Origin of the sequence: Bradyrhizobium iriomotense, assembly GCF_030160715.1 — a bacterium.
GTDB lineage: Bacteria > Pseudomonadota > Alphaproteobacteria > Rhizobiales > Xanthobacteraceae > Bradyrhizobium > Bradyrhizobium iriomotense.
On record NZ_BSOW01000019.1, the window covers coordinates 12,887 to 33,920 of the forward strand.

The 21,034-nt window shown below is 65.3% G+C and carries 21 protein-coding genes; 8 read left to right on the top strand and 13 right to left on the bottom strand.

All coding sequences use genetic code 11. The features are described from left to right. Nucleotides 1–13 precede the first annotated feature (13 nt). Nucleotides 14–1,222 (top strand): NAD(P)/FAD-dependent oxidoreductase, encoded by a 1,209-nt coding sequence (locus QQL28_RS25660; protein ID WP_284269963.1) that lies wholly within the window; start codon nucleotides 14–16, stop codon nucleotides 1,220–1,222. 318 nt (nucleotides 1,223–1,540) lie between these two features. Here QQL28_RS25660 and QQL28_RS25665 read toward each other — a convergent pair whose 3' ends face one another. The 8 genes from QQL28_RS25665 to QQL28_RS25700 form a co-directional block, all read right to left on the bottom strand. Next, nucleotides 1,541–1,741 (bottom strand): hypothetical protein, encoded by a 201-nt coding sequence (locus QQL28_RS25665; RefSeq protein ID WP_284269965.1) that lies wholly within the window; start codon nucleotides 1,739–1,741, stop codon nucleotides 1,541–1,543. Between the two features lie 301 nt (nucleotides 1,742–2,042). After that, nucleotides 2,043–4,184 carry a flagellar biosynthesis protein FlhA gene (gene flhA / locus QQL28_RS25670; protein ID WP_284269967.1) on the bottom strand — a complete coding sequence of 714 codons (2,142 nt, stop codon included), beginning with the start codon at nucleotides 4,182–4,184 and terminating at the stop codon, nucleotides 2,043–2,045. 373 nt (nucleotides 4,185–4,557) lie between these two features. Beyond that, nucleotides 4,558–4,860: a copper-binding protein gene (locus tag QQL28_RS25675; protein WP_284269969.1), complete on the bottom strand. Its 303-nt coding sequence runs from the start codon at nucleotides 4,858–4,860 to the stop codon at nucleotides 4,558–4,560. Nucleotides 4,861–4,875: 15 nt separating this feature from the next. Then, nucleotides 4,876–5,331 carry a cupredoxin domain-containing protein gene (locus tag QQL28_RS25680; RefSeq protein ID WP_284269971.1) on the bottom strand — a complete coding sequence of 152 codons (456 nt, stop codon included), beginning with the start codon at nucleotides 5,329–5,331 and terminating at the stop codon, nucleotides 4,876–4,878. Nucleotides 5,332–5,368: 37 nt separating this feature from the next. Then, a complete protein-coding gene (locus QQL28_RS25685; protein WP_284269973.1) occupies nucleotides 5,369–6,697 on the bottom strand; it encodes a copper oxidase in 1,329 nt (442 codons plus the stop codon). Nucleotides 6,698–6,710: 13 nt separating this feature from the next. Next, entirely contained in the window at nucleotides 6,711–8,132 is a 1,422-nt protein-coding gene (locus QQL28_RS25690) for a TolC family protein (protein WP_284269975.1), read from the bottom strand. 9 nt (nucleotides 8,133–8,141) lie between these two features. Next, nucleotides 8,142–8,429 (bottom strand): hypothetical protein, encoded by a 288-nt coding sequence (locus QQL28_RS25695; protein ID WP_284269977.1) that lies wholly within the window; start codon nucleotides 8,427–8,429, stop codon nucleotides 8,142–8,144. 77 nt (nucleotides 8,430–8,506) lie between these two features. Next, nucleotides 8,507–8,920, bottom strand: a complete 414-nt coding sequence (locus tag QQL28_RS25700; protein ID WP_284269979.1) for a hypothetical protein — start codon at nucleotides 8,918–8,920, stop codon at nucleotides 8,507–8,509. A 145-nt stretch (nucleotides 8,921–9,065) separates the two neighbouring features. On the opposite strand from QQL28_RS25700, the gene QQL28_RS25705 reads away from it, so the two are divergent. Further along, entirely contained in the window at nucleotides 9,066–10,355 is a 1,290-nt protein-coding gene (locus QQL28_RS25705; protein WP_431309644.1) for an MFS transporter, read from the top strand. A 122-nt stretch (nucleotides 10,356–10,477) separates the two neighbouring features. Here the strand turns inward: QQL28_RS25705 and QQL28_RS25710 are convergent, their stop codons facing one another. The 3 genes from QQL28_RS25710 to QQL28_RS25720 all read right to left on the bottom strand — a co-directional run bounded on the left by QQL28_RS25710 (nucleotide 10,478) and on the right by QQL28_RS25720 (nucleotide 11,808). Continuing rightward, a complete protein-coding gene (locus QQL28_RS25710; RefSeq protein WP_284269981.1) occupies nucleotides 10,478–10,696 on the bottom strand; it encodes a hypothetical protein in 219 nt (72 codons plus the stop codon). A gap of 61 nt (nucleotides 10,697–10,757) precedes the next feature. Continuing rightward, nucleotides 10,758–11,159, bottom strand: coding sequence for a DUF4864 domain-containing protein (locus tag QQL28_RS25715; RefSeq protein ID WP_284269982.1), 402 nt, complete (start codon nucleotides 11,157–11,159; stop codon nucleotides 10,758–10,760). Between the two features lie 13 nt (nucleotides 11,160–11,172). Then, nucleotides 11,173–11,808, bottom strand: a complete 636-nt coding sequence (locus QQL28_RS25720; RefSeq protein WP_284269984.1) for a TetR/AcrR family transcriptional regulator — start codon at nucleotides 11,806–11,808, stop codon at nucleotides 11,173–11,175. Nucleotides 11,809–12,047: 239 nt separating this feature from the next. On the opposite strand from QQL28_RS25720, the gene QQL28_RS25725 reads away from it, so the two are divergent. From QQL28_RS25725 to QQL28_RS25735, 3 genes are read left to right on the top strand one after another with little or no spacing between them, the layout of a single operon-like run. Further along, nucleotides 12,048–12,539, top strand: coding sequence for a (2Fe-2S)-binding protein (locus QQL28_RS25725; protein ID WP_284269986.1), 492 nt, complete (start codon nucleotides 12,048–12,050; stop codon nucleotides 12,537–12,539). Further along, entirely contained in the window at nucleotides 12,536–13,585 is a 1,050-nt protein-coding gene (locus tag QQL28_RS25730; protein ID WP_284269988.1) for an FAD binding domain-containing protein, read from the top strand. Before QQL28_RS25725 ends, QQL28_RS25730 begins: the two co-directional genes overlap by 4 nt. Beyond that, nucleotides 13,578–15,839: a xanthine dehydrogenase family protein molybdopterin-binding subunit gene (locus tag QQL28_RS25735; protein WP_284269991.1), complete on the top strand. Its 2,262-nt coding sequence runs from the start codon at nucleotides 13,578–13,580 to the stop codon at nucleotides 15,837–15,839. Before QQL28_RS25730 ends, QQL28_RS25735 begins: the two co-directional genes overlap by 8 nt. Nucleotides 15,840–15,915: 76 nt before the next feature. Here QQL28_RS25735 and QQL28_RS25740 read toward each other — a convergent pair whose 3' ends face one another. Beyond that, a complete protein-coding gene (locus QQL28_RS25740) occupies nucleotides 15,916–16,464 on the bottom strand; it encodes a cupin domain-containing protein (RefSeq protein ID WP_284269993.1) in 549 nt (182 codons plus the stop codon). A 147-nt stretch (nucleotides 16,465–16,611) separates the two neighbouring features. Here QQL28_RS25740 and aptA point away from each other — a divergent pair, with 147 nt between their 5' ends. Together aptA and QQL28_RS25750 are read left to right on the top strand one after the other, a co-directional pair. Next, a complete protein-coding gene (gene aptA / locus QQL28_RS25745) occupies nucleotides 16,612–17,940 on the top strand; it encodes an omega-aminotransferase AptA (protein WP_284269995.1) in 1,329 nt (442 codons plus the stop codon). Nucleotides 17,941–18,013: 73 nt separating this feature from the next. Further along, nucleotides 18,014–19,279, top strand: coding sequence for a D-amino acid dehydrogenase (locus tag QQL28_RS25750; RefSeq protein ID WP_284269996.1), 1,266 nt, complete (start codon nucleotides 18,014–18,016; stop codon nucleotides 19,277–19,279). 162 nt (nucleotides 19,280–19,441) lie between these two features. On the opposite strand, the gene QQL28_RS25755 is transcribed toward QQL28_RS25750, so the two are convergent. Beyond that, the gene (locus QQL28_RS25755; protein ID WP_284269997.1) at nucleotides 19,442–20,092 is read right to left on the bottom strand and encodes a helix-turn-helix domain-containing protein; all 651 of its coding nucleotides are present in this window, start codon (nucleotides 20,090–20,092) and stop codon (nucleotides 19,442–19,444) included. Nucleotides 20,093–20,275: 183 nt separating this feature from the next. On the opposite strand from QQL28_RS25755, the gene QQL28_RS25760 reads away from it, so the two are divergent. Next, nucleotides 20,276–21,028 carry an ABC transporter substrate-binding protein gene (locus tag QQL28_RS25760; protein ID WP_284269998.1) on the top strand — a complete coding sequence of 251 codons (753 nt, stop codon included), beginning with the start codon at nucleotides 20,276–20,278 and terminating at the stop codon, nucleotides 21,026–21,028. Nucleotides 21,029–21,034: the final 6 nt, after the last annotated feature.

Below are 21,034 nucleotides of genomic sequence, written 5' to 3' on the forward strand. Positions count from 1 at the left end.
AGCAGGACTTGGAATGGCGCGCGTCGTAGTGCTCGGTGCCGGGTTCGCGGGGCTTTGGGCCGCCATCGGTGCTGCCCGCAAGCGCGACGAGATCGGCGCGGCTGGCAGCGACATCGAGATCCTCGTCATCGACCGCAACCCGTACCACAACATCCGCGTGCGCAACTACGAGGTGGATCTCAGCGAGGTCGCACTTCCGCTGTCACAGCTTCTCGATCCCGTTGGTGTCGGTCACAGGCTCGGCGACGTCGAGGCCATCGACGTTGCGAAGGGCAGCGTCACCATCACCGCGAATGGCACGAGCGAGAACCTCGACTATGACCGGCTGGTGCTGGCGCTCGGCAGCGAGGTGCCGCGGCCGGATATTCCGGGTCTCGGCGAGCACGCGTTCGATGTTGACACTTATGCCGCTGCCCTCAGGCTCGAGAACCATCTGACAACGCTCGGCCGCAGCGCGCCTGCACCGGGGCGAACGACGGTCGTGGTGGTCGGCGCGGGCTTCACCGGGATCGAGGCCGCGGCCGAGATGCCGAGCCGGCTCGCGCGCGCGGGCATCGCCGGTGGTCGCGTCATCCTGATCGATCCAAACCCGGTGGTCGGCGCGACCATCGGCGAGCGCGCCCGTCCGGTTATCAACGAGGCGCTCGCAGCGCTCGATGTCGAGACGCACCTCGGCGTGCGCATCGAGGCGATGGATGCGGCAAGCGTCCGCTTGAGCTCCCGCGAAGTCATTCCGACCCAGACGGTGATCTGGTGTGCCGGCATGCGCGCAAGCCCGCTAACCGCGACGTTGCCGGTCGAACGGGACCGTCTGGGCCGCATCCTGGTCGATCCCTTCATGCGCGTTGCTGATCTCGCCCACGTCTTCGCGGCCGGTGACGTCGCGTCCAGCGTGGTCGACGGGTTGCATCCGACCGTGATGTCCTGCCAGTTCGCGCGCCCCATGGGCCGCTTCGCCGGCCACAATGTTATCGCCGACCTCGCAGGCCAGCCGATGCTGCCGCTGCGGATCGACTGGTACGTGACGGTGCTTGATCTCGGCTCTTGGGGCGCGCTCTATACTGAAGGCTGGGACCGCGAGGTGCGCACGACAGGAGCCGCGGCGAAAGCGACCAAGCAGATCATCAATCACCAGCGCATCTATCCGCCGCTTACCGGCAAGAAAGAAGATTTGTTCGCCGCTGCTGCCCCGACAGTGCAGGCGCCGCCGCCAAGGAAATGACGGCGCGCGCCGTGGTCTCCTCGGAGTCGTCCTCGCGAAAGCATGGGTCCTGGCTTTCGCCAGGACGACTCCGAGTGGGCGGCGCGAGCATGCCGCGCCTCATTCTGGCGTCGTAGCCTTGGGTGGAGAGAGCTGGTGCGCTGTCTCGGCGGCGATCGTCAACCGTAGGAAAATCGCGACCCCAGAAATGAGAAAGCGCCCGTGGGGGGCGGGCGCTTTCTGTAGTCGACTTGGGGTTGGGGTCGTCTACATATCCACATGGCGACTTTGGGGGGCTGGTAAAGAGCCACGTGAATTCTTGAATTCCGTCAAATCTCCTCAGCGAACCAGTGAAGCGTTCGAACTGGTGATTGCAACCGGCTTGCCGGCCTTGATGACGCGGGCGGTCTGGGTCGTGCCGTCATCGGAACCCGATCGCGCCGTGATGCCGAGGCCCGCCACCGCGATGCCAGCAACGAGGGCGACGACCACGATCTTGAGGTGGGTCGACCGATCCGCGCTGTAGATCGAGTGGTTCATGGAAGCCTCCTGCCGCCATCTACCGAAGTAGTCGCCGGCTTCATCGGCGAGGTTCATGCCTTCGGTGCCCAACAACGTAGTAATCGGAAGATTCGTTCCCAAGAGGCGATCACAAGGGCGTGAATAGACGTGAACAGCCGCGATCGAAAAGTCGCGATCGTGAATATTTATTCAGGTAACTCAGTCTGTTAGCTGGCTACCGCGAGTTCCTGAGCCAAATCAGCGGGTTGCCCCAAAACTGCAAAAACCATTTGCCTGTGGCGAAAAAACACGGATGAAACTCGGGCAAATCAGAAGCAAATCAGATGCTTCCAACCGTTTTCAGCCGCGCCCGCGGATGGATTTCCGCCTGCGACAGCACGGTGGTTTGGGCGCGGAACCGCTCCACCAGGGAACGCACGAAGGGACGAATTGCCGCAGAGGTGACCAGCACCGGCGCCTCGCCCTCGCGTGCGGCGCGCTCGAAGGCCTCGCGCACGGCAGTCATGAACTCCGAAAGTTTCGAGGGTTGCATGGCGAGGCTGCGCTCCTCGCCCTGGCCGATGATGGATTCGGCAAAAGCCTGCTCCCATCGCGCCGACAGCGCGATCAGCGGCAGGTAGCCATTGTAGGAGGTGTTCTGCGCGCAGATCTGCCTCGCCAGGCGAGCGCGGACATGCTCGACCATGGTCGAGGGATTGCGCGAGAAGGCGAGCGAATCGGCGATGCCTTCCAAAATGGTCGAGAGATCCCGGATCGAGATGCGTTCGGCGAGCAGGAGCTGGAGCACGCGCTGGATGCCGGAGATGGTGACCTGGCCCGGCACGATGTCCTTGACCAGCTCGCCCTGCTCCTTCGGCAGCTCCTTGAGCAGCTTCTGCACCTCACCGTAGGACAAGAGATCGGACATATTCGTCTTGAGCAGCTCGGTGAGATGGGTGGAGAGCACGGTCGCGGCGTCGACGACGGTGTAGCCCTTGAGCGAGGCCTCCTCCTTGAGGCTGGCATCGATCCAGGTCGCGGGCAGGCCGAAGGTCGGCTCGGTGGTGTGGATGCCGGGCACCTGCACCTGGTTGCCGGCGGGGTCCATCACCATGAACTGGTTCGGCCAGATCTTGCCGGTGCCGGCGTCGACCTCCTTGATCTTGATGATGTAGGTGTTGGCCTCGAGCTGGACGTTGTCGAGGATGCGGACGGCCGGCATCACAAAGCCCATCTCGATGGCGAGCGAGCGGCGCAGCGCCTTGATCTGCTCGGTGAGGCGGTCGGTGCCGTCGGGTCCGTTGACCAGCGGCAGCAGCGCATAGCCGAGCTCGATCTTGAGGTCGTCGATCTTCAGCGCCGCCGAGATCGGCTCTTCCGCGGCGGCGGCGCCCGGCGCACCGGGCTGACCTGCCGCGGGCGCGGCCTTGGCGGCTTCCTCGGCCCTGGCCGTGGTCCGCTTGTGGTTGCGCGCCGACCAGGCCAGCGCGCCGGCGCCGGCGCCGAGCGCAAGGAAGGGGATGGTCGGGATGCCCGGCAGGATCGCCAGCACGAGCATCACCGCCGACGACATTGCGAGCGCCTGGGGATAGCCGGAGAACTGCTTCATCAGCGCCTTGTCGGCGGCTCCGGAGACGCCGGCCTTGGAGACGAGCAGGCCGGCCGCGGTCGAGACGATCAGCGCCGGCACCTGGGTGACGAGGCCGTCGCCGACGGTCAGCAGCGTGTAGCTGCGCCCGGCGTCGGCGAAGGACAGGCCCTGCTGCGCGACGCCGATGATCATGCCGCCGACGACGTTGATAAAGACGATCAAGAGGCCGGCGATGGCGTCGCCGCGGACGAATTTGGAGGCACCGTCCATGGCGCCGAAGAAGCCGCTCTCGTCCTCCAGCGCCTTGCGGCGCTCCTTGGCGACCTTCTCGTCGATCAGGCCGGCGGACAGATCGGCGTCGATCGCCATCTGCTTGCCGGGCATGGCGTCGAGGTGGAAGCGCGCTGCGACCTCGGCGATGCGGCCCGAACCCTTGGTGATGACGACGAAGTTGACGATGATCAGGATGGCAAAGACGATGATGCCGATGACGAAATTGCCGCCCATCACGAAGCTGCCGAAGGCTTCGATGACGTGGCCGGCTGCATCCGTGCCCTCGTGCCCGTGCGACAGGATCAGGCGGGTGGAAGCCATGTTGAGCGACAGCCTCAACATGGTCGAGATCAGCAGGATGGTCGGGAAGGCAGAGAATTCCAGCGGCGCCTGGATGAACAGCGACGTCATCAGGATCAGGATCGAGAGCGTGATCGAGATGGCCAGGAAGAGGTCCAGCACGATCGCAGGCAGCGGCAGGATCAACACCACCAGGATGGTGAGGATGCCGAGCGCCAGAGCGATATCGCCGCGCTTGAGGATGTTGCCGATTTCAGTGAGGGAGGGGATGCTCGGCTTCGGGCCGCCGACCCCTTGACCCGCGGTGACGTCGACCATGGTTGCTGCCTCCCCGCGTGATTGCCGCCCACGCGCGCCAAACGTCTGCGCGGCGGCCGATGGGCCACCGTTCCGAAAGTGAGGCACCGCACTGGCGTCCACGGGGGATCTCCCGTCTTACGCGGCCGACGACACTCGACTTCACCCGGCAATTTTTGCCCGGTGTATGGTTAGCAAAGGGTTAACGGAGGGTGCGGCAGGAGTACGGGGAGGGGGTTTTTAGCCGTCATTCCGGGGCGCCCGAAGGGCGAGCCCGGAATCCATCGTGCCGCAAGCAATGCGGAGACATGGATTCTCTGATGCGCAATTGCGCATCATAGCTCGCGCCAAGAGGGGCGCGCCCCGGAATGACCATGGTGGAAGGCCGACGATCCTACTTCGCCTTCTGCATCTTCGTCACCGTGTACCCCGACGCCGCCTCCTCGGCCTCGAAGCTCACCTTGTCGCCGACCTTGACCTGCTTCAGCATCGCCGGGTCCTTGACGCGGTAGACCATGGTCATCGGCTCATCCATGCCGAGGCTCTTGGCGGGACCGTGCTTGAGCGTGATTTTACCCGCGCCCTCGTCGATCTTCTTGACCTCGCCGCTGATTGTGGCGCCCTCGGCCGCGAGGGCGCCGATAGACAGGCCTACGGTCAGCGCCAGCGCGGCGGTGATGCGGATGATCTTGCTCATGGGAGTCTCCATTGCTCACTTCACGGTGACGTGGCCGACCATGCCGTATTCGCGGTGGTCGGGGATCAGGCAGGAAAATTCGAACGTGCCAGCCTTGGTGAATTTCCACACGATCTCGGTCGTCTTGCCCGGCGCCAGCCGCGCGCCGTTCGGATCGTCATGCTCCATGTGCGGGTGCTTCTTCATCACCTCGGCATGGGCGAGATTCTCCTTCGTGGTGGCGAGCAGGAATTCGTGGTCCTCCTTGCCGACATTGCGCAGCACGAAGCGGATTTGCTCGCCGCGCTTGACGGTGATGCGCGAGGGCTCATAGGCCATCTCGCTTAGCGCGATCTCGATGGTGCGCGCCGGCTTGTTGGGATCGCCGGGCTCACCGGCCGAGAAGGTCTCGTGGGCGTGATGCTCGTGTGCGAGCGCGGGCGCGGCCAAAAGCGAAAGTGCCGCCAGTGTGATCATTGCAGTCTTCTTCATCTTTGTTCTCCAGTTGGTGGTTCGTCGAAACGCTCGTTCACATCTTCATTTTCGTCGTCGGCGCGCTCTGCCGTGCCGGCTCCGCGGCAGGCGATGCGACCTCATAGGCGACGGTGCCTTGCGGGAATTGGTAGGGGCCGGGGTCGCTGTAATCGCCGCGTGCCATGCCGTCGCGGATCTTCATCACCGTGAACATGCCGCCCATCTCGATCGGGCCGAACTGGCCTGAGCCCGTCATCATCGGCAGCGTGTTGTCGGGCGCGGGCATCTCCATGTTGCCCATCGCCATGCCTGACTGGCCCATCACCATGGCGTCGGGCGCGAGCTTGCCGACCGCACGCGCGAGGTCCTTGCGCGACACGCCGATGAGATTGCGCATGTCGTGGCCCATCGCGTTCATGGTGTGATGCGACTTGTGGCAGTGGAACGCCCAGTCGCCGGGATTGTCTGCGAGAACGTCGAACACGCGCACGGCGCCGACCGGCACATCGGTCGTCGTCTCCGGATATTGCGCGCTCTCCGGAATCCAGCCGCCGTCGGTGCAGGTCACCGCGAAGCTGTGGCCGTGCAGATGGATCGGGTGGTTGGTCATGCTGAGATTGCCGATGCGCACGCGCACCTTGTCGTCGAGCCGCACCGGCAAGGGGTCGATGCCGGGAAAGACCCGCGAATTCCAGGTCCACATGTTGAAATCGGTCATCTCGTTGACCTTCGGCAAATAGGTGCCGGGGTCGACGCGATAGGTGCTCATCACGAAGACGAAGTCGCGGTCGACGGGGCGGAAGCTTTGATCGCGCGGATGCACGACGACCATGCCCATCATGCCCATCGCCATCTGCACCATCTCGTCGGAATGCGGGTGGTACATGAAGGTCCCGCTCTTCTTCATCTCGAACTCGTAGACGAAGGTTTTGCCGGGCGGGATGTGCGGCTGGTTGAGCCCGCCGACGCCGTCCATGCCGCTGGGAATGATCATGCCGTGCCAGTGCACGGTGGTGTATTCGGGCAAGCGGTTGGTGACGAAGATGCGGACCTTGTCGCCTTCCACCGCCTCGATCGTCGGGCCCGGCGACTGGCCGTTATAGCCCCAGAGGTTGACCATCATGCCTTCGGCGAATTCGCGCACAACGGGCTCGGCGACGAGATGGAATTCCTTCCAGTCGCCGTTCATGCGGAACGGCAGCGTCCAGCCGTTGAGCGTGACGACGGGGCGATAGTCCGGCCCGCTACTCGGATGCAGCGGCGGCTGCATCACCACCTTATCCATGTGCGGGGCTTCCGGAATCGATGCGGCCTGGACGCGGCCGCTGACCACCGACGCGCTTGCAAGCGCGGCCGTGCCCAAAAATCCTCGGCGGGAAAACATGTCGGCCTCCATCTCAGTGCCCGCCATCGGCAGGCGCTGCCGCGGCGATGGTCGTCGAATTGTCGGTGCCGCCCGCAAGCGCGCCGCCATTGACGGCGGTCTGCAACTCGGACTGCGCGAGGAAGAATCTTTGCCTGGCGTCGATCGCGCCGCGCAGCGAGGCGAGGCGCTGCCGTGCTTCGGTCAGAAGCGCGAAGATGTCGACCTGCATGCTGGAGAAGCGGAGCTGCATCTCCTCGGTGATGATTTTTCGCAGCGGCAGGATCTCGCGCTGATAGTGGCTCGCGATGTCGTAGCTTGAGCGATAGGCCCGGTAGGCATCGCGCGCTTCCGAGCGCACGTTGACGGCCCGCTCGGTCAGGCGATTGAAGGCGAGATTGTAGGTCTCGGTCGCCTGCCGCACGCGCACCTCGCCGCCGTCGAAGATCGGGATCTGGAACTGCACGTCGAAGCCGCGCTCGCGAAATGGCGCACCTTCCGGATCCTGGGTGCGGCGGGAGATGCCGGCGAGATCGAGCAGCGTGACGAAGCGCGTCGCCTCGGTGAGGTTCAGCGACTTGGCGAGCGCCGTCAGTTCCAGCCGGGCGATCTGCAAGTCGATGCGATGGGCCACCGCATCCGTCTCGATCGAGGGCAGCGCGGACGGCCGGCGAGGCAGCGGCGGCAGCGCGTTGGGCAGGCGGAAGTCGAGGCCGTCGTCCCACAGCCCCATCAGTCGCGCGAGCCGCTCCCGCGTACTCGTTGCCGCCTGCCGCGCGGTGGCGAGATCGGCGGTGGTCTCGGCATAAAACACCTGCTCGCGGGCCTGATCGAGCTTGTTGATCGATCCGGTCTCACCGAGCTTCACGGCGAGTTGCGCGGTGGACTCCGCCGTCGACTTCGCATCCGTCAGCAGCACGACCATCTCGTTGGCGGCAACGGCGCGGACATGGGCGCGCCGCACGTCCGCGGCGAGCCGTAGTGTTGCCAGCGCCGCGCGCAACTGCGCCTGGCGGAAACGGTCGCGGGCGATATCGGAGCGAAACGGCAGCGTCGCCAACGCCAGGATATCGCCGACGACCTGGCGCTCGACTTCGCTGGCGCCATCGCCGGCAATCCGTGAGACCGAGAAGACTGGATTCGGCGGCAGGCTTTGCTCGACGAGATCGGTCTCGGCCAGCGCCAGCTCGTTATAGGCAGCTTGCAGCCCCTTGTTGTTGAGCAGCGCGACCTGCACGGCGGCATCCGCGCTCAGCGTCCGCGACAGCAGGCGGCGAACGCCGTCGTTGACCGCGGCGGCGCCCTCAGCCGTCCGCACGAAAGCGACATCCTTGTTGATGGTCCGGCTGGTCAGGTCCGCGACTGTGGTCATGCCGCTGTCCGGCGAGAACGCTGCGCATCCGGACAGGCCGAGCGCGGCGAATGCGAGCAGGCCGCGCGCGAATGGGTGTGCCATGGCGCGCTCCTACTGGTCCGATTTCGGTCGGGGCGCGACGCTGTCGTTGCGTTCGCGCCACGGCGCCGGCGCCGCCGGCCTGAGGCTGTTGTAGGGCGCGATCGTCGAGCGGTAGCGGGCGGGCGCGACCTTGGCCGCGGGATCGGCGGGATCAGCGCTCGCCAGCGGCGTGGTCGTCGCGGGCATGCAGCCGGACAACGCGAGCACGCTCGCGGCCAGGATCGGCCAGATGAATCGAAAATGTCGTCCGTGCGCCGCAGATGCGGCGGCAGACTTCGCCCCGAGAAGCGTAAGCATGGGTAATCCCTGAACTGTCTGATGACCACGAGCCCGCGCGCGCAGAGATGCGCGAGGCCTCGAATCGTGACGTCAGGTCAGGCGATGGGAGGACGGTAGAGCAGGGGTGGCGCCTCGCTGTGCAGGCTCACCGCGATCTCGGGCGCGCAGGCAGAGGTCGGCTGGACCGGTTTGGCTACGTCCGGCAAGGCAGCAGGCAGCGCGCTCGCGCACATCATCGCGCAGCAGGGGCCTGGTGCGCCCTTGCCGTCATGATGATGTCTTGCGGGTGCATCCTGCGCCGCGGTCTGGTGATGCGCATGCGCAGCGGCGTGATCATGGCCGCCGTCGGCGTGCATGTGGCTCTCACCGTGCTGATGCGCGAGAGCAACCGTCTGCAAATCATCGCCGAGGCATGGCGCGGGACCGCTGCCCCAGGCAAGGGCTGCTGCCGGCGCAAGCACGCAGAACAGATAGGCGAGGGCGACAAACCGCCCCACCCTGATCCGCATCGATCGCGTCAATCGCAACAACATCCCGTCGACATGCCCTTTGCGCGGCAATGTTGCACACGCAGATTGCAAACTAATGGCAAAGCACGGTTCCGCCAAGCTCTTCTTACCGCAGCGCACCGCGCATGCCCAATATCGCGGCATGATGCTTGACCGCAAGGCGGTCAGCGAAGAAGGTCCCGCCGTGCACGCGCCAAATCACCCGCAACGACCGACCGGCTTCACCCCTGATTCGCGTCAGGCCTGGGTGCGGCTCGTGATCGCGCTGGTGATCGGCTCGATCGGCGCGGTCGGCATGTGGGCGGTCGTGGTCGTGATTCCCGTCGTGCAGGCCGAGTTCGCAGCCACGCGCGGCGCGGTGTCGCTTGCCTTCACGCTCATGATGTTCGGCTTCGGCCTTGGCGGCGTCATCGCGGGCAAGATCACCGATCGCTTCGGCATCGTGCCGGCGATGGCGATCAGCATCGCGTTCCTGGGCGTTGCCAATGTGCTGGCGGGTCTGTCGACCATGCTCTGGCAGTTTGTGGCGGTGTATTTCCTGATCGGGCTCGGCACGTCCGCGACCTTCGCGCCGCTGATGGCGGAAGCCTCGCACTGGTTCGAGCGCTATCGCGGACTTGCCGTGACCATTGTTGCAGGCGGCAATTATGTCGCGGGTGCGATGTGGCCGCCGATCGTGAATTGGGGCCTGCAGACCGTCGGCTGGCGCATGACCCATATCGGGATCGGCATCGTCTGCGCGAGCCTCATGACCATTCTGGTGCTGATTTTGCGCGCGCAGATGGGCGACGACAAGGTCAGCAATCACGCCAATGCCGCGCCGCCACGCGTCGATCTCAAGCTCTCCACCAACACGCTGACGGTGCTGCTCTCGCTCGCCTCCTTCTCATGCTGCGTGGCGATGTCCATGCCCCAGGTCCATATCGTCGCCTATTGCGGCGATCTCGGCTTTGGCGTGGCGCGCGGTGCCGAGATGCTGTCGCTGATGATGGGCTGCGGCATCGTCAGCCGGATCGGCTCGGGCTTTCTCGCCGACAAGATCGGTGGCATCCGCACGCTGCTGATCGGCTCGCTCGCGCAGGGCTTTGCGCTCGCCTTCTATTTGTTCTTCGACAGCCTGACCTCGCTCTATTTGATCTCCGCGATGTTCGGCCTGTTCCAGGGCGGCATCGTGCCGAGCTACGCCATCATCGTGCGCGAGGCGATGCCGGCAAAGGAGGCGGCGACCCGCGTCGGCATCGTGATCTTCGCTTCCGTGTTCGGGATGTCCTTTGGCGGCTGGATCTCGGGCGTGATCTTTGATGCCACCGGTTCCTATGCCGCCGCCTTCGTCAACGGCGTGGCGTGGAACGCGCTGAACATCGGCATCGTCGTGCTGCTCCTGATCCGCTCGCGGTTAAATGCGGCGAAGGCCGAGCCGGGGTTTGCGACTTAGATCGCGTGCACTCGTAAAGCCTGGGCGTCGGCTTGAGCTAAGCAGCAATTTGCTCAATCAGAGCATTGCCGGTTTTGACCAACTGAGACATTGGCACGGGGCTCCTGATCCGCGTTTTGCGTTCAGGACCACGGCGGCTCTTCGCTCGGCCCGGCTGCCTCGTGGTGGATCGTGATACCCGCCGAACGCAATCCGGTCAGCAATACCGTTCTTACCGAGGCTGGATCGAATCCAATATCCTTGGCGTTTGGTGGATGTGCCTCGCTGCCCTTCAATCGGAGCGCCAAGTGCAAATGCTCGCAAAGGTGCTGAACGAGGAGATTGGTCTGATCGTCAGTCATGACCTGCTTTCCTGCTACCTTTTGCTACCCAACCAGGTAGCGCACATGAACAGTACACGCGCTAAACCGCTTGCCCGGCTTTCTGCAGCGAGCAGCCCGTGATCTTGTAGTTGCCGTCGGATTGCTGCTCGAGCGTGTAGAGCGCTTCCCAGGCTTCGCCATCGGTGTCGATGATGTGGACCTGCTGGCCGATCCAGTCGCCCTCGACCTTGGTCTCGCCGAACTCGAAACTCTTGTGCCGGTAGACCGGCGCGTAGGCATTCTCCACCATCGCCATGAAGATGTCGGCGGCCGGAAAGATCTTCTTGATCGAGGGCGCGGCGTAGGAATAGGCGGCCGCCGCATCGCCGCGGGCAAAGGCCTGCTCCTGGGCGCGGATCACACTCTTGGCGGCTGCGATGTCGTCGGCCTGCGCGGCCGCAAAACTCAGGAGGAACGTGATCAGCAACACCGCAATGCGCATCACTGGCTCCGTACTATCGTTTTCGCTTCGCCGCCGGTGTTGTCTTCTTGGCGGTCGCGCGCGCAGATCGTTTGGGCTGCACCCGAAGCCCGTCGACGAACACGTCGAGGAGCCGCAGCGTCGTCGATTGCCAGCCGGGCTGATCGTGCATGTAGCACATGCCGATCAGCGCGCGCAGCAGGTCCTCGGGGCTGATGTCGGCCCGGACCTCGCCGGCCGCAACCGCGCGCGCGAGCAACGTGCCGACGGCTCTGGTCAGGCGGTCGAATGAAAAGGCGTGCAGCTCGGAGCCGCTCTGCACCGCGAGCGCCAGCGCCGCCGACATGCCCTTCTTGGTGGCGACGAACTCGACGTTGGAGCGCAGCCAGCGCCGCAAGGCGTCGACCGGATCCTTCGCGCTTCTGAGTTGCTCGGCGAGCTCGCCGAGCTGTTCGACCTCGCGGCGATACACCGCCTCGAACAAGGCCTCGCGCGTCGGAAAGTGACGATAGAGCGTGCCGATGCCGACACCGGCGCGCTTGGCCACCGCTTCCAGGCTCGCCTCAGGCCCGCCGGCACTGAACACGGCCTTGGCCGCCTCGAGCACGCGCTCGCGATTGCGCACGGCGTCGGCGCGGGGTTTTCGGATGGGGTCGACCAGATCGTCCATGCGACCAATCTAGATCACGATCTGGTTAGATTGAACCCTTTGCGCGGCGCAGCGCGTTGTTTGCACACGGGGTTTTGACGAATTCCAGGAATTTGGCGGCCACTTGCTAAACGGAGGATGCCTCCGTATATCCGATCTCATATCGTCCCGGCTCGCGAGCCACGGGCGACAGATCGACTGCGGCCACGGCGGTGGCGCGCATGCGATCGACCCATGTCCATATCTGATCGGAGCCCTGTATGACCCACTCCATCAGCCTCACCGTGAACGGTGCGCGGCGCGATTTCCAACTCGACGATCCTCGCGTCACGCTGCTCGATCTCCTGCGTGAGCGTCTGCAACTGACCGGAACCAAGAAGGGATGCGACCGCGGCCAATGCGGTGCCTGCACCATCCTGGTCGACGGGAGAAGGATCAACTCCTGCCTCGCACTCGCCATCAGCCATGACGGGGCCGACATCCTCACCATCGAAGGCGTTGCGCGCGGCGACCAGCTTCATCCGGTACAGGCCGCCTTTATTGCCCATGACGGGTTCCAATGCGGCTTCTGCACGCCCGGCCAGATCATGAGCGCGATCGGAATGATGCGGGAAGCGCAGGCGGGCGATGATCCCGAGCGCATCAGGGAATGCATGAGCGGCAATCTCTGCCGCTGCGGCGCCTATGCCGGCATCGTCGATGCCGTGCTCGAGGTACAGACCCATGAAGCCAGCCAGAGGCGCTCCGCATGAAGCCGTTCGATTACGTCAGGCCCGCGACCATCGCCGAGGCCGTCACCGCCGCCGCGCAGCCCGGCGCGACCTATCTTGCCGCCGGCACCAATCTGCTCGACCTGATGAAGGGCGGCGTCAGCCGTCCGGATCGTCTGGTCGACGTCACGCGCCTGAAGGGGCTTGATAGGATCGAGCACCTCGCCGACGGCAGCGTGCGCATCGGCGCGCTGGTGCGCAATGCCGATCTCGCCCACGATATGGCCTTCGCAAAGGCTTATCCGGCGGTTGCCGAAGCGCTGCTGTCGGGTGCCTCCGCGCAATTGCGCAATGCTGCAACGGTCGGCGGCAACCTTCTGCAACGGACGCGCTGCGCGTATTTCTATGACCCCGCCAGCCGCTGCAACCGGCGCGAGGCCGGCAGCGGATGCGACGCGCACGGCGGCGAGAATCGATTGCACGCCGTGCTCGGCTGGAGCGAGGGCTGCATTGCGACGCACCCCTCCGATTTCTGCGTGCCGCTGGTTGCGCTCGACGCCATCGTCGAGATCGAAGGCAGGAGCGGCCGGCGCGAGCTGCCCCTCGACGAACTGCATCGCCTGCCGGGTGCGGCGCCCGAGCGCGAGACGGCGCTCGAGCCCGGCGATCTGATCGTGGCTCTGCGCCTGCCGGCCGTTGCCCGCGATTTCGCAGGCCACGCGCGATATCTCAAGGTTCGCGAGCGCACGTCCTATGCCTTTGCCGTAGTGTCCGCTGCGGCGGCGCTGAGGATCGAGAACGGCAAGATCAGCGATGCCCGGCTTGCGCTCGGCGGTGTCGCCGCAAAGCCCTGGCGCGCCCGCGCTGCGGAAGCGGCGCTGAAAAGCGTCACGCCCGACGCGGCGAGCTTCCGCGCAGCAGCGCAAGCTGCGCTCGCTGATGCAAAGCCGTCTGGCGACAACGCCTTCAAGATCGAGCTCGCGCGCCGCATCGTCGTGCGCGCGCTCACCCTTGCCGCCGCTGGAACGCCCGCGCGCATTCCGGCGCTGCCGGCCTCTCCCTTTGCCTCCGGAGCCCTGCATGCCTGAGATCAGCCTCACCTCCGCGCCTGCCCATATCCGTCACGGCTCGAACATCGGCCAGCCACTGACCCGCCGCGACGGGATCTCGAAGGTCAAGGGGCAGGCCGCCTACGCCGCGGACCATCATCCCTCTCGCATGTTGTTTGCGGTGATTGCGGTGTCCAGCATCGCGCGCGGCCGCGTGGCGGCGCTCGACGTCGCGGCGGCCAGGAGCCACAAGGGCGTGGTCGATGTCATGACGTCGCAGCACAAGCCTGAGCTCGCAATCGACCCAGACATCAAGACCAACCCGTTCGTATTCCGGATGGAAGTCTTGCAGAGCGATGAGATCCGCTATGCCAATCAGCCGATCGCCGTCGTGATCGCGGAGACGCTGGAGGCGGCGACCGAAGGCGCAGCACTGCTCGCGCCGCGCTACGAGGCGCTCAGCCCCCGCGTCGGTCTCGATGCCGGCGAAACGTTCGCGCCGCCCGTCGTCGGCGTCGGCAATCCTGCGCAAGTGCAGCATGGCGATATCGACGCCGGGCTCGCCTCGGCCGCAAAGCGGATCGAGGCGACCTACGAGACGCCGCCGCAATATCACAACGCCATGGAGCCGCACGCGATCGTAGCTAGCTGGGACGGCGACACGCTCTCGATCGATACGCCGAGCCAGGCCATGGTGATGGCGCGCGCCCGTGTTGCCGAGCTGTTCGGCCTTGCGCCGGAAAAGATCCTGATCCGCAGCCCGTTCCTCGGCGGCGGCTTTGGCTCGAAGGGGTTTTTGACGGGACCGCAGATCCTCGGCGTCATGGCGGCGAAGCTGGTCGGCAGGCCGGTGAAGCTCGTGCTGCGCCGTGAGCAGATGTATGGACCGGTCGGCCATCGTGCGCCGACGCGGCAGCGCCTGCGGATGGGCGTCGACGCTGACGGGCGCCTCACCGCGATCGATCACCATGCGAAGACGGTGTCGAGCAGCTACGACGATTTCTACGAGCCCGCCGCGGACGCCTCGCACACGCTCTATTCGAGCCCTGCGATCAGGACCACGCATGAGGCCGCGCGCGTCGACACCGGCACGCCGCTGTTCATGCGCGCGCCCGGCGAGGCAACGGGATCGATCGCACTCGAAAGCGCGATCGACGAGATGGCGCTTGCCTGCGGCATGGACCCGCTGGCGTTCCGCCTGAAGAATTATGCCGAGGTCGAGCCGACAACGGGCAAGCCGTTCTCGTCGAAGGCGCTGCGTGCGTGCTACGAGCAGGGCGCGGCGCGCTTCGGCTGGACGAAGCGGCCGCTTGCGCCACGGCAGATGCGCGATGATTCCGGCCTCCTGGTCGGCTGGGGCATGGGCACCGCGACCTTCCCGGCGCTGATGTTCCAGGCCGAGGCGCGTGCGGTGATCCGCCGCGACGGCACCGGCGTAATGGAGACCGGCGCGCATGACATGGGGCAGGGCGCCTGGACCGCACTCGCGCAGATCGCGGCTGACAGCCTCGGCCTCGACGTCGATCGCGTCGAGTTTCGCTCCGGCACGTCCGATCTGCCCGATGCCGGCATTGCCGGCGGCTCGGCGCATACCGCAACCGCGGGCAATGCGATCCACACTGCCGGCGCGGCGGTGATCGCGAAGCTTGCCGATCTCGCCACCAGGGACGAGCGCTCGCCGCTATTCGGGGCCGGCAATGCCGGTGTGATCGCGCGCGACGGCAGGTTGTTCCGGCGCGACGATGAGAGCCGCGGCGAAACCTATGCCGACATCCTCGCACGCGCTGACCTCGCCGAGATCGATGCGCGTGGCACCGGCGCGCCGAACCCGACGGCGCAAACCGACTATGCGATGCATGCACATGGCGCCGTCTTCGCCGAGGTGAAGGTCGATCCCGAGCTCGGCCAGATCCGCGTCTCGCGCATGGTCGGCGCGTTCGCCGCGGGCCGCATCATCAATCCGCATCTGGTGCGGAGCCAGCTCCTCGGCGGCATGATCTGGGGCCTGTCCTTTGCGCTGCACGAGGAAGCCATCACCGACCGGCGTAGCGGCCGGATCATGAATGCCAATCTCGGCGAGTACCACATTCCCGTGAACGCCGACGTGCCACCGATGGATGTGCTGACGGTCGAGGAGCACGATCCGCACGTCAACGCGCTCGGCATCAAGGGCGTCGGCGAGATCGGCATCACCGGCAGCGCCGGCGCGGTGGCGAACGCCGTGTGGCATGCGACGGGCGTGCGCGTGCGCCGTTTCCCGATCCGGATCGAGGAACTGCTGACGTCGGCCTGACAGGCAAGATACCGCGCCCCTGATGACGGCATTGCAGGCGAGCTGGGTGGCGGCGGGACCCGTGCGCCGGCGTGCCTCAGAACGTCGGCGGCGTACAGGCCGAGATGACCTCGCAGGCCTTGCCGCCGACGCAGCGGAAGCGGTGCGGCCTGCGGCTTTCGAAATAATAGGCATCGCCGGGATTGAGGATGCGCCGCTCGTCCTCGACGGTCACCTCGAGCTTGCCGGAGATCACCACGCCGCCTTCCTCGCCATCATGCACCAGCGGCACGCGGCCGGTGTCGCTGCCGGGCTCGTAACGCTCTTTCAGGATCTGCAAGCTCCGGCCGAACAGGTTGTCGCCGACCTGGCGGTAGGAGATCGGCTTCTTGCCGACCTCGGTCAGCTCCTCGGCGCGGTAGAAGATCTTGCGCCGCGTCTCCGGCTCGAGCGCGAAGAACTCGGCGAGCCCCATCGGAATGCCGTCGAGGATGCGCTTGAGTGCGCCGACGGACGGGTTCATCTGGTTGGATTCGATCAGCGAGATCGTCGAATTGGTGACGCCGGAGCGTTTGGCGAGCTCGCGCTGCGACAGCTTGTGGCGGGCCCGGATGAATCGCAGCCGTCCACCGATGTCGACGCTCATGGTCCAAATCCCTGTTGCAGGTGTTGCGGATCGCGCAAATATGGACCGGCCGCCCCAGCTAGATCAATGGGTTGTGGGTGCGCAGAAAAGGACTTGTTGCACTTTAAAAGCCGTGGCTCTGCTAGCAGGTCAGCAAAGGAGCGGCCTGTGACCCTTCACCAGATTCCGAACACCATCAAGACCGATTCGCACTGGATGCCGTTCACGGCCAACCGGCAGTTCAAGAAGGAGCCGCGCCTGTTCGCCTCGGCCGAGGGCATGCACTACACGTCCGTTGACGGTCGCAAGGTGATCGACGGCTCCGCCGGCCTTTGGTGCGTCAACGCCGGCCACGGCCGCAAGCAGATTGCCGCCGCCGTCGAGAAGCAGCTCATGACGCTGGACTTCGCGCCGTCATTCAACATGGGTCATCCGCTGTCGTTCGACTTCGCCGAGCGGCTCGCCGAGATCGCGCCGAAGGGGCTCGATCGCATCTTCTTCACCAACTCCGGCTCCGAGTCGGTCGACACTGCGCTCAAGATCGCGCTCGCCTATCATCGCGCCACCGGCCAGTCGAGCCGCACCCGCCTGATCGGCCGCGAGCGCGGCTATCACGGCGTCGGCTTCGGCGGCATGTCGGTCGGCGGCATGGTGGCGAACCGCCGCGCCTTCGCGACGCATCTGCCGGGCGTCGATCACATCCGCCACACCCATGATCTCACCCGCAACGCCTTTGCCAAGGACCAGCCCGCGCACGGCGCCGAGCTCGCCGACGATCTCGAGCGTCTTGTCGCGCTGCACGGCGCCGAGACGATCGCCGCCGTCATCGTCGAGCCGGTGCCGGGCTCGACCGCGGTGCTGCCGCCGCCGCAGGGTTATCTGAAGCGCCTGCGCGAGATCTGCGACAAGCACGGCATCCTCCTGATCTTCGACGAGGTCATCACCGGCTTCGGTCGCCTCGGTACGCCGTTCGCCGCCAATTTCTTCGGCGTCACGCCGGACCTGATGACGACCGCGAAAGGCATCACCAACGGCACCGTGCCCTGCGGCGCCGTGTTCGCGAGCCGCAAGGTGCATGACGGCGTGATGACCGGCCCGGAGGGCCAGATCGAGCTGTTCCACGGCTACACCTATTCGGCCCATCCGGTCGCCTGCGCCGCCGGCATCGCGACTCTCGACATCTACAAGGACGAGGGCCTGCTTACCCGTGGCGCTGACATCGCCAACTACTGGCGCGATGCGCTGCATCAGCTCAAGGGCCTGCCGAACGTCGTCGATATCAGAAATTGCGGCTTGATGGGCGCGGTCGAGCTCGCGCCGCGCGAGGGCATGGTCGGTGCGCGCGGCTATGACGTCATGGTCGACTGCTTCAACACCGGACTCTATCTGCGCATGAGCGGCGACTCCTTTGCGATGTCGCCGCCCCTGATCGTGGAGAAGAGCCACATCGACCAGATCGTCTCGATTCTCGGCGAGGCCATCAAGCGCGTGGCCTGATAATTGCTCTCGCGGTCCTTGACCGGTTGTTCTTGCTAGCGGCGCGACAAACGCCGCGGGAGTGGTGCGAAACGTGAAAGTCCTGATCCTCGGCAGCGGTGTCATCGGTGTCACCTCTGCCTACTACCTTGCGCGTGCCGGCCATGAGGTGACGGTCGTCGACCGTCAGCCGGAGCCGGCGCTCGAGACGTCCTTTGCCAATGCCGGCGAGGTTTCGCCCGGCTATTCCTCGCCCTGGGCAGGTCCCGGCGTGCCGGTGAAGGCGATCAAATGGCTTCTGATGAAGCACGGCCCGCTGGTGATCCGGCCCAAGGTCGATCCCGTGATGTGGGTCTGGCTGCTCAAGATGCTGCGCAACTGCACGTCCGCGCGCTACGCCGTCAACAAGAGCCGGATGATCCCGATCGCGGAATATAGCCGCGATTGCCTGCGCGCTTTGCGCCAGGACATCGGCATTCAATATGACGAGCGCTCCAAGGGCACGCTCCAGCTCTTCCGCTATCAGGCGCAGCTCGACGGCACGGCCGAGGACATCGCCGTGCTCAAGCAATATGGCGTGCCGTACGAGGTGCTCAATCGCGAGGGCTGTATCGCGGCAGAGCCCGCGCTCGCGAGCGTGAAGGAAAAGTTCGTCGGCGGCCTGCGGCTGCCGGAGGACGAGACCGGCGACTGCCACATGTTCACGCAGGCGCTGGCCAAAGAGGCCGAGAAGCTCGGCGTGCGCTTCATGTTCAATATGTCCATCGACGGCATCGTCACGGACGCTTCGCGCGTCACGGGCGTTGCGACCGGCGGCGGCCTGTTGCGGGCGGATGCTTACGTCGTCGCGCTCGGAAGCTGGTCGTCGCGTCTTGTTGCGCCGCTCGGCATCTCGCTGCCGGTCTTTCCGGTGAAGGGCTATTCGATCACGGTGCCGATCAAGGACGCCAGCGGTGCGCCGGAATCGACCGTGATGGACGAAAGCTACAAGGTCGCGATCACGCGGCTCGGCAATCGTATCCGCGTCGGCGGCACCGCCGAAATCTCCGGTTATTCCGACAAGCTCTACGCCGCGCGCCGCGCCACGCTCGATCACTCCGTGTCAGATCTCTTCCCGCGCGGTGGCGACCTCTCCAAGGCCACGTTCTGGAGCGGTCTGCGGCCGATGACGCCGGACGGCCCGCCGGTGATCGGCGCCACCCGCTATGCAAATCTCCATCTCAACACCGGCCACGGCACGCTCGGCTGGACCATGTCCTGTGGTTCGGGACAGGTGCTTGCGGACATGCTGTCGGGCAAGAAGCCGGCGATCGATACGAGCGATCTCACGGTGAATCGCTACGCGCATAGGTTTGGCTAAGATTCTCACCGCCCGTCATTGCGAGGAGCGAAGCGACGAAGCAATCCAGACTATCTCCGCGGAGACAGTCTGGATTGCTTCGCTTCGCTCGCAATGACGACTGGGGAAGCATCGCTGCCTTCTTCTTCTCCCCGCTTGCGAACGTAGGGAGAGGGAGAAAAGTCAGCTCGCGCCCGTCACGCAGTTCACCCACAGCACCACGGCCTTCGCATCATCGGCCGGGTTGGAAAACCGGTGCGGCCTGCGGCTGGCGAAACGAAAGCTGTCGCCCGTCTTCAGCGACCAGGTCTCGGTATCGACAGTGAGCATCATCTCGCCTTCGAGCACGAGGCCGGCCTCTTCGCCGTCGTGGGTGTAGAGCTCATCGCCGGTCGACCCGCCGGGCTCGAGATGCACCAGGAACAGGTTGAGCCGGTTCTCGGCACCCGCGGCGCTCAGGAGCTGTTTCGAAATGCCGGTGCGCCAGAGTTTTAGCTCGGGGCGTTGCATCCCGCGCGTCACCACGGAATCGGATGCGCTGTCCGTGCTCGGGCTCGCGCCGAACAGCGCGGCGATGCCGACGCCGAGCACGTCGGCGAGTGTCGCGAGCACGCGGAGCGAGGGCGAGGAGAGGCCGCGCTCGATCTGGCTGAGGAAGCCGATCGACAGCGACGTGCGCTCGGCAATCGTCTCGAGCGAGAGTTGCCGTGTCCGCCTGAGATCGCGGATGCGGCGTCCGACCGCGACGTCCATCGCCGGCTCGGCCGGCCTCGCAGCCGGTTTGGCGACGGCCTTTGCCTTCTTCACCGCTTTTGCGGCGGCCGGTTTGCGCATTCTTTTGCCACCGCTCACGTCAAACCGCTTCCTTCATGTGTATGAAAATCGCTTGCATCGCTCGCGAAAGTGTGACCAAATTTTCATATTGGTGAAAATAAGCCGAAACGGCCCGACCCGCAACATCTGCCGTCACAGGCTGCGCGGGCGCCGTCATCGGCCGAACCCAACAGGGGGATTGCGATGAAGCGTTTCGTTCAGGCCGCGGTCGCGGCGCTCGCCCTTGCAGCCAGCGTTCCGGCATCCGCGCAGCAGGTGCTGAAGGTCGGCTCGACCCCGACAGGCATCCCCTTCACCTTCCTCGACACCAAGACCAATACCATCCAGGGCGTCATGGTCGACCTCATCACCGAGGTCGGCAAGGACGCGGGCCTTTCCGTGCAGATCGAGCCGATGCAGTTCTCGGCGCTAATCCCCTCGCTGACCTCGAGCAAGATCGACATCATTGCCGCCGCGATGTTCATCACCGCGCCGCGCAAGGAGGTGATCGACTTTTCCGATCCGATCTACACCTATGGCGAAGGCCTGGTGGTGCCGAAGGGCGACACCAAGGCTTATGCCTCGCAGGAGGATTTGAAAGGTGAAGTGGTCGGCGCCCAGGTCGGCACCGCCTTCGTCGACGCGCTGAAGAAGTCGGGCCTGTTCAGCGACGTGAAGGCCTACGACACCATTCCCGACATCCTGCGCGACGTGAACGCGGGCCGCCTCAAGGCCGGCTTCGCCGACTATCCGATCCTTGCCTACAACCTCAAGCAGGGCGGCTTCCCCGAGGTGCGCCTCGTTGCAAGCTACAAGCCCGTGACAGTCGGCTCGGTCGGCATCGGCGTGCGCAAGAGCGACACCGAACTGCTCGGCAAGATCAACGCCTCGCTCGGCCGGCTGAAGGCGAACGGCACCGTGGACAAGATCCTCGAGAAATGGGGCCTGAAGGGCTGATCGCCG

What these genes read in the sequence shown, in the direction of transcription:
- QQL28_RS25660 (WP_284269963.1), top strand. Translation starts at nt 14, where the DNA reads ATGGCGCGCGTCGTAGTGCTCGGTGCCGGGTTCGCGGGGCTTTGGGCC.
- QQL28_RS25665 (WP_284269965.1), bottom strand. Translation starts at nt 1,741, where the DNA reads ATGAACCACTCGATCTACAGCGCGGATCGGTCGACCCACCTCAAGATC.
- flhA (WP_284269967.1), bottom strand. Translation starts at nt 4,184, where the DNA reads ATGGTCGACGTCACCGCGGGTCAAGGGGTCGGCGGCCCGAAGCCGAGC.
- QQL28_RS25675 (WP_284269969.1), bottom strand. Translation starts at nt 4,860, where the DNA reads ATGAGCAAGATCATCCGCATCACCGCCGCGCTGGCGCTGACCGTAGGC.
- QQL28_RS25680 (WP_284269971.1), bottom strand. Translation starts at nt 5,331, where the DNA reads ATGAAGAAGACTGCAATGATCACACTGGCGGCACTTTCGCTTTTGGCC.
- QQL28_RS25685 (WP_284269973.1), bottom strand. Translation starts at nt 6,697, where the DNA reads ATGTTTTCCCGCCGAGGATTTTTGGGCACGGCCGCGCTTGCAAGCGCG.
- QQL28_RS25690 (WP_284269975.1), bottom strand. Translation starts at nt 8,132, where the DNA reads ATGGCACACCCATTCGCGCGCGGCCTGCTCGCATTCGCCGCGCTCGGC.
- QQL28_RS25695 (WP_284269977.1), bottom strand. Translation starts at nt 8,429, where the DNA reads ATGCTTACGCTTCTCGGGGCGAAGTCTGCCGCCGCATCTGCGGCGCAC.
- QQL28_RS25700 (WP_284269979.1), bottom strand. Translation starts at nt 8,920, where the DNA reads ATGCGGATCAGGGTGGGGCGGTTTGTCGCCCTCGCCTATCTGTTCTGC.
- QQL28_RS25705 (WP_431309644.1), top strand. Translation starts at nt 9,066, where the DNA reads ATGCTTGACCGCAAGGCGGTCAGCGAAGAAGGTCCCGCCGTGCACGCG.
- QQL28_RS25710 (WP_284269981.1), bottom strand. Translation starts at nt 10,696, where the DNA reads ATGACTGACGATCAGACCAATCTCCTCGTTCAGCACCTTTGCGAGCAT.
- QQL28_RS25715 (WP_284269982.1), bottom strand. Translation starts at nt 11,159, where the DNA reads ATGCGCATTGCGGTGTTGCTGATCACGTTCCTCCTGAGTTTTGCGGCC.
- QQL28_RS25720 (WP_284269984.1), bottom strand. Translation starts at nt 11,808, where the DNA reads ATGGACGATCTGGTCGACCCCATCCGAAAACCCCGCGCCGACGCCGTG.
- QQL28_RS25725 (WP_284269986.1), top strand. Translation starts at nt 12,048, where the DNA reads ATGACCCACTCCATCAGCCTCACCGTGAACGGTGCGCGGCGCGATTTC.
- QQL28_RS25730 (WP_284269988.1), top strand. Translation starts at nt 12,536, where the DNA reads ATGAAGCCGTTCGATTACGTCAGGCCCGCGACCATCGCCGAGGCCGTC.
- QQL28_RS25735 (WP_284269991.1), top strand. Translation starts at nt 13,578, where the DNA reads ATGCCTGAGATCAGCCTCACCTCCGCGCCTGCCCATATCCGTCACGGC.
- QQL28_RS25740 (WP_284269993.1), bottom strand. Translation starts at nt 16,464, where the DNA reads ATGAGCGTCGACATCGGTGGACGGCTGCGATTCATCCGGGCCCGCCAC.
- QQL28_RS25755 (WP_284269997.1), bottom strand. Translation starts at nt 20,092, where the DNA reads ATGCGCAAACCGGCCGCCGCAAAAGCGGTGAAGAAGGCAAAGGCCGTC.
- QQL28_RS25760 (WP_284269998.1), top strand. Translation starts at nt 20,276, where the DNA reads ATGAAGCGTTTCGTTCAGGCCGCGGTCGCGGCGCTCGCCCTTGCAGCC.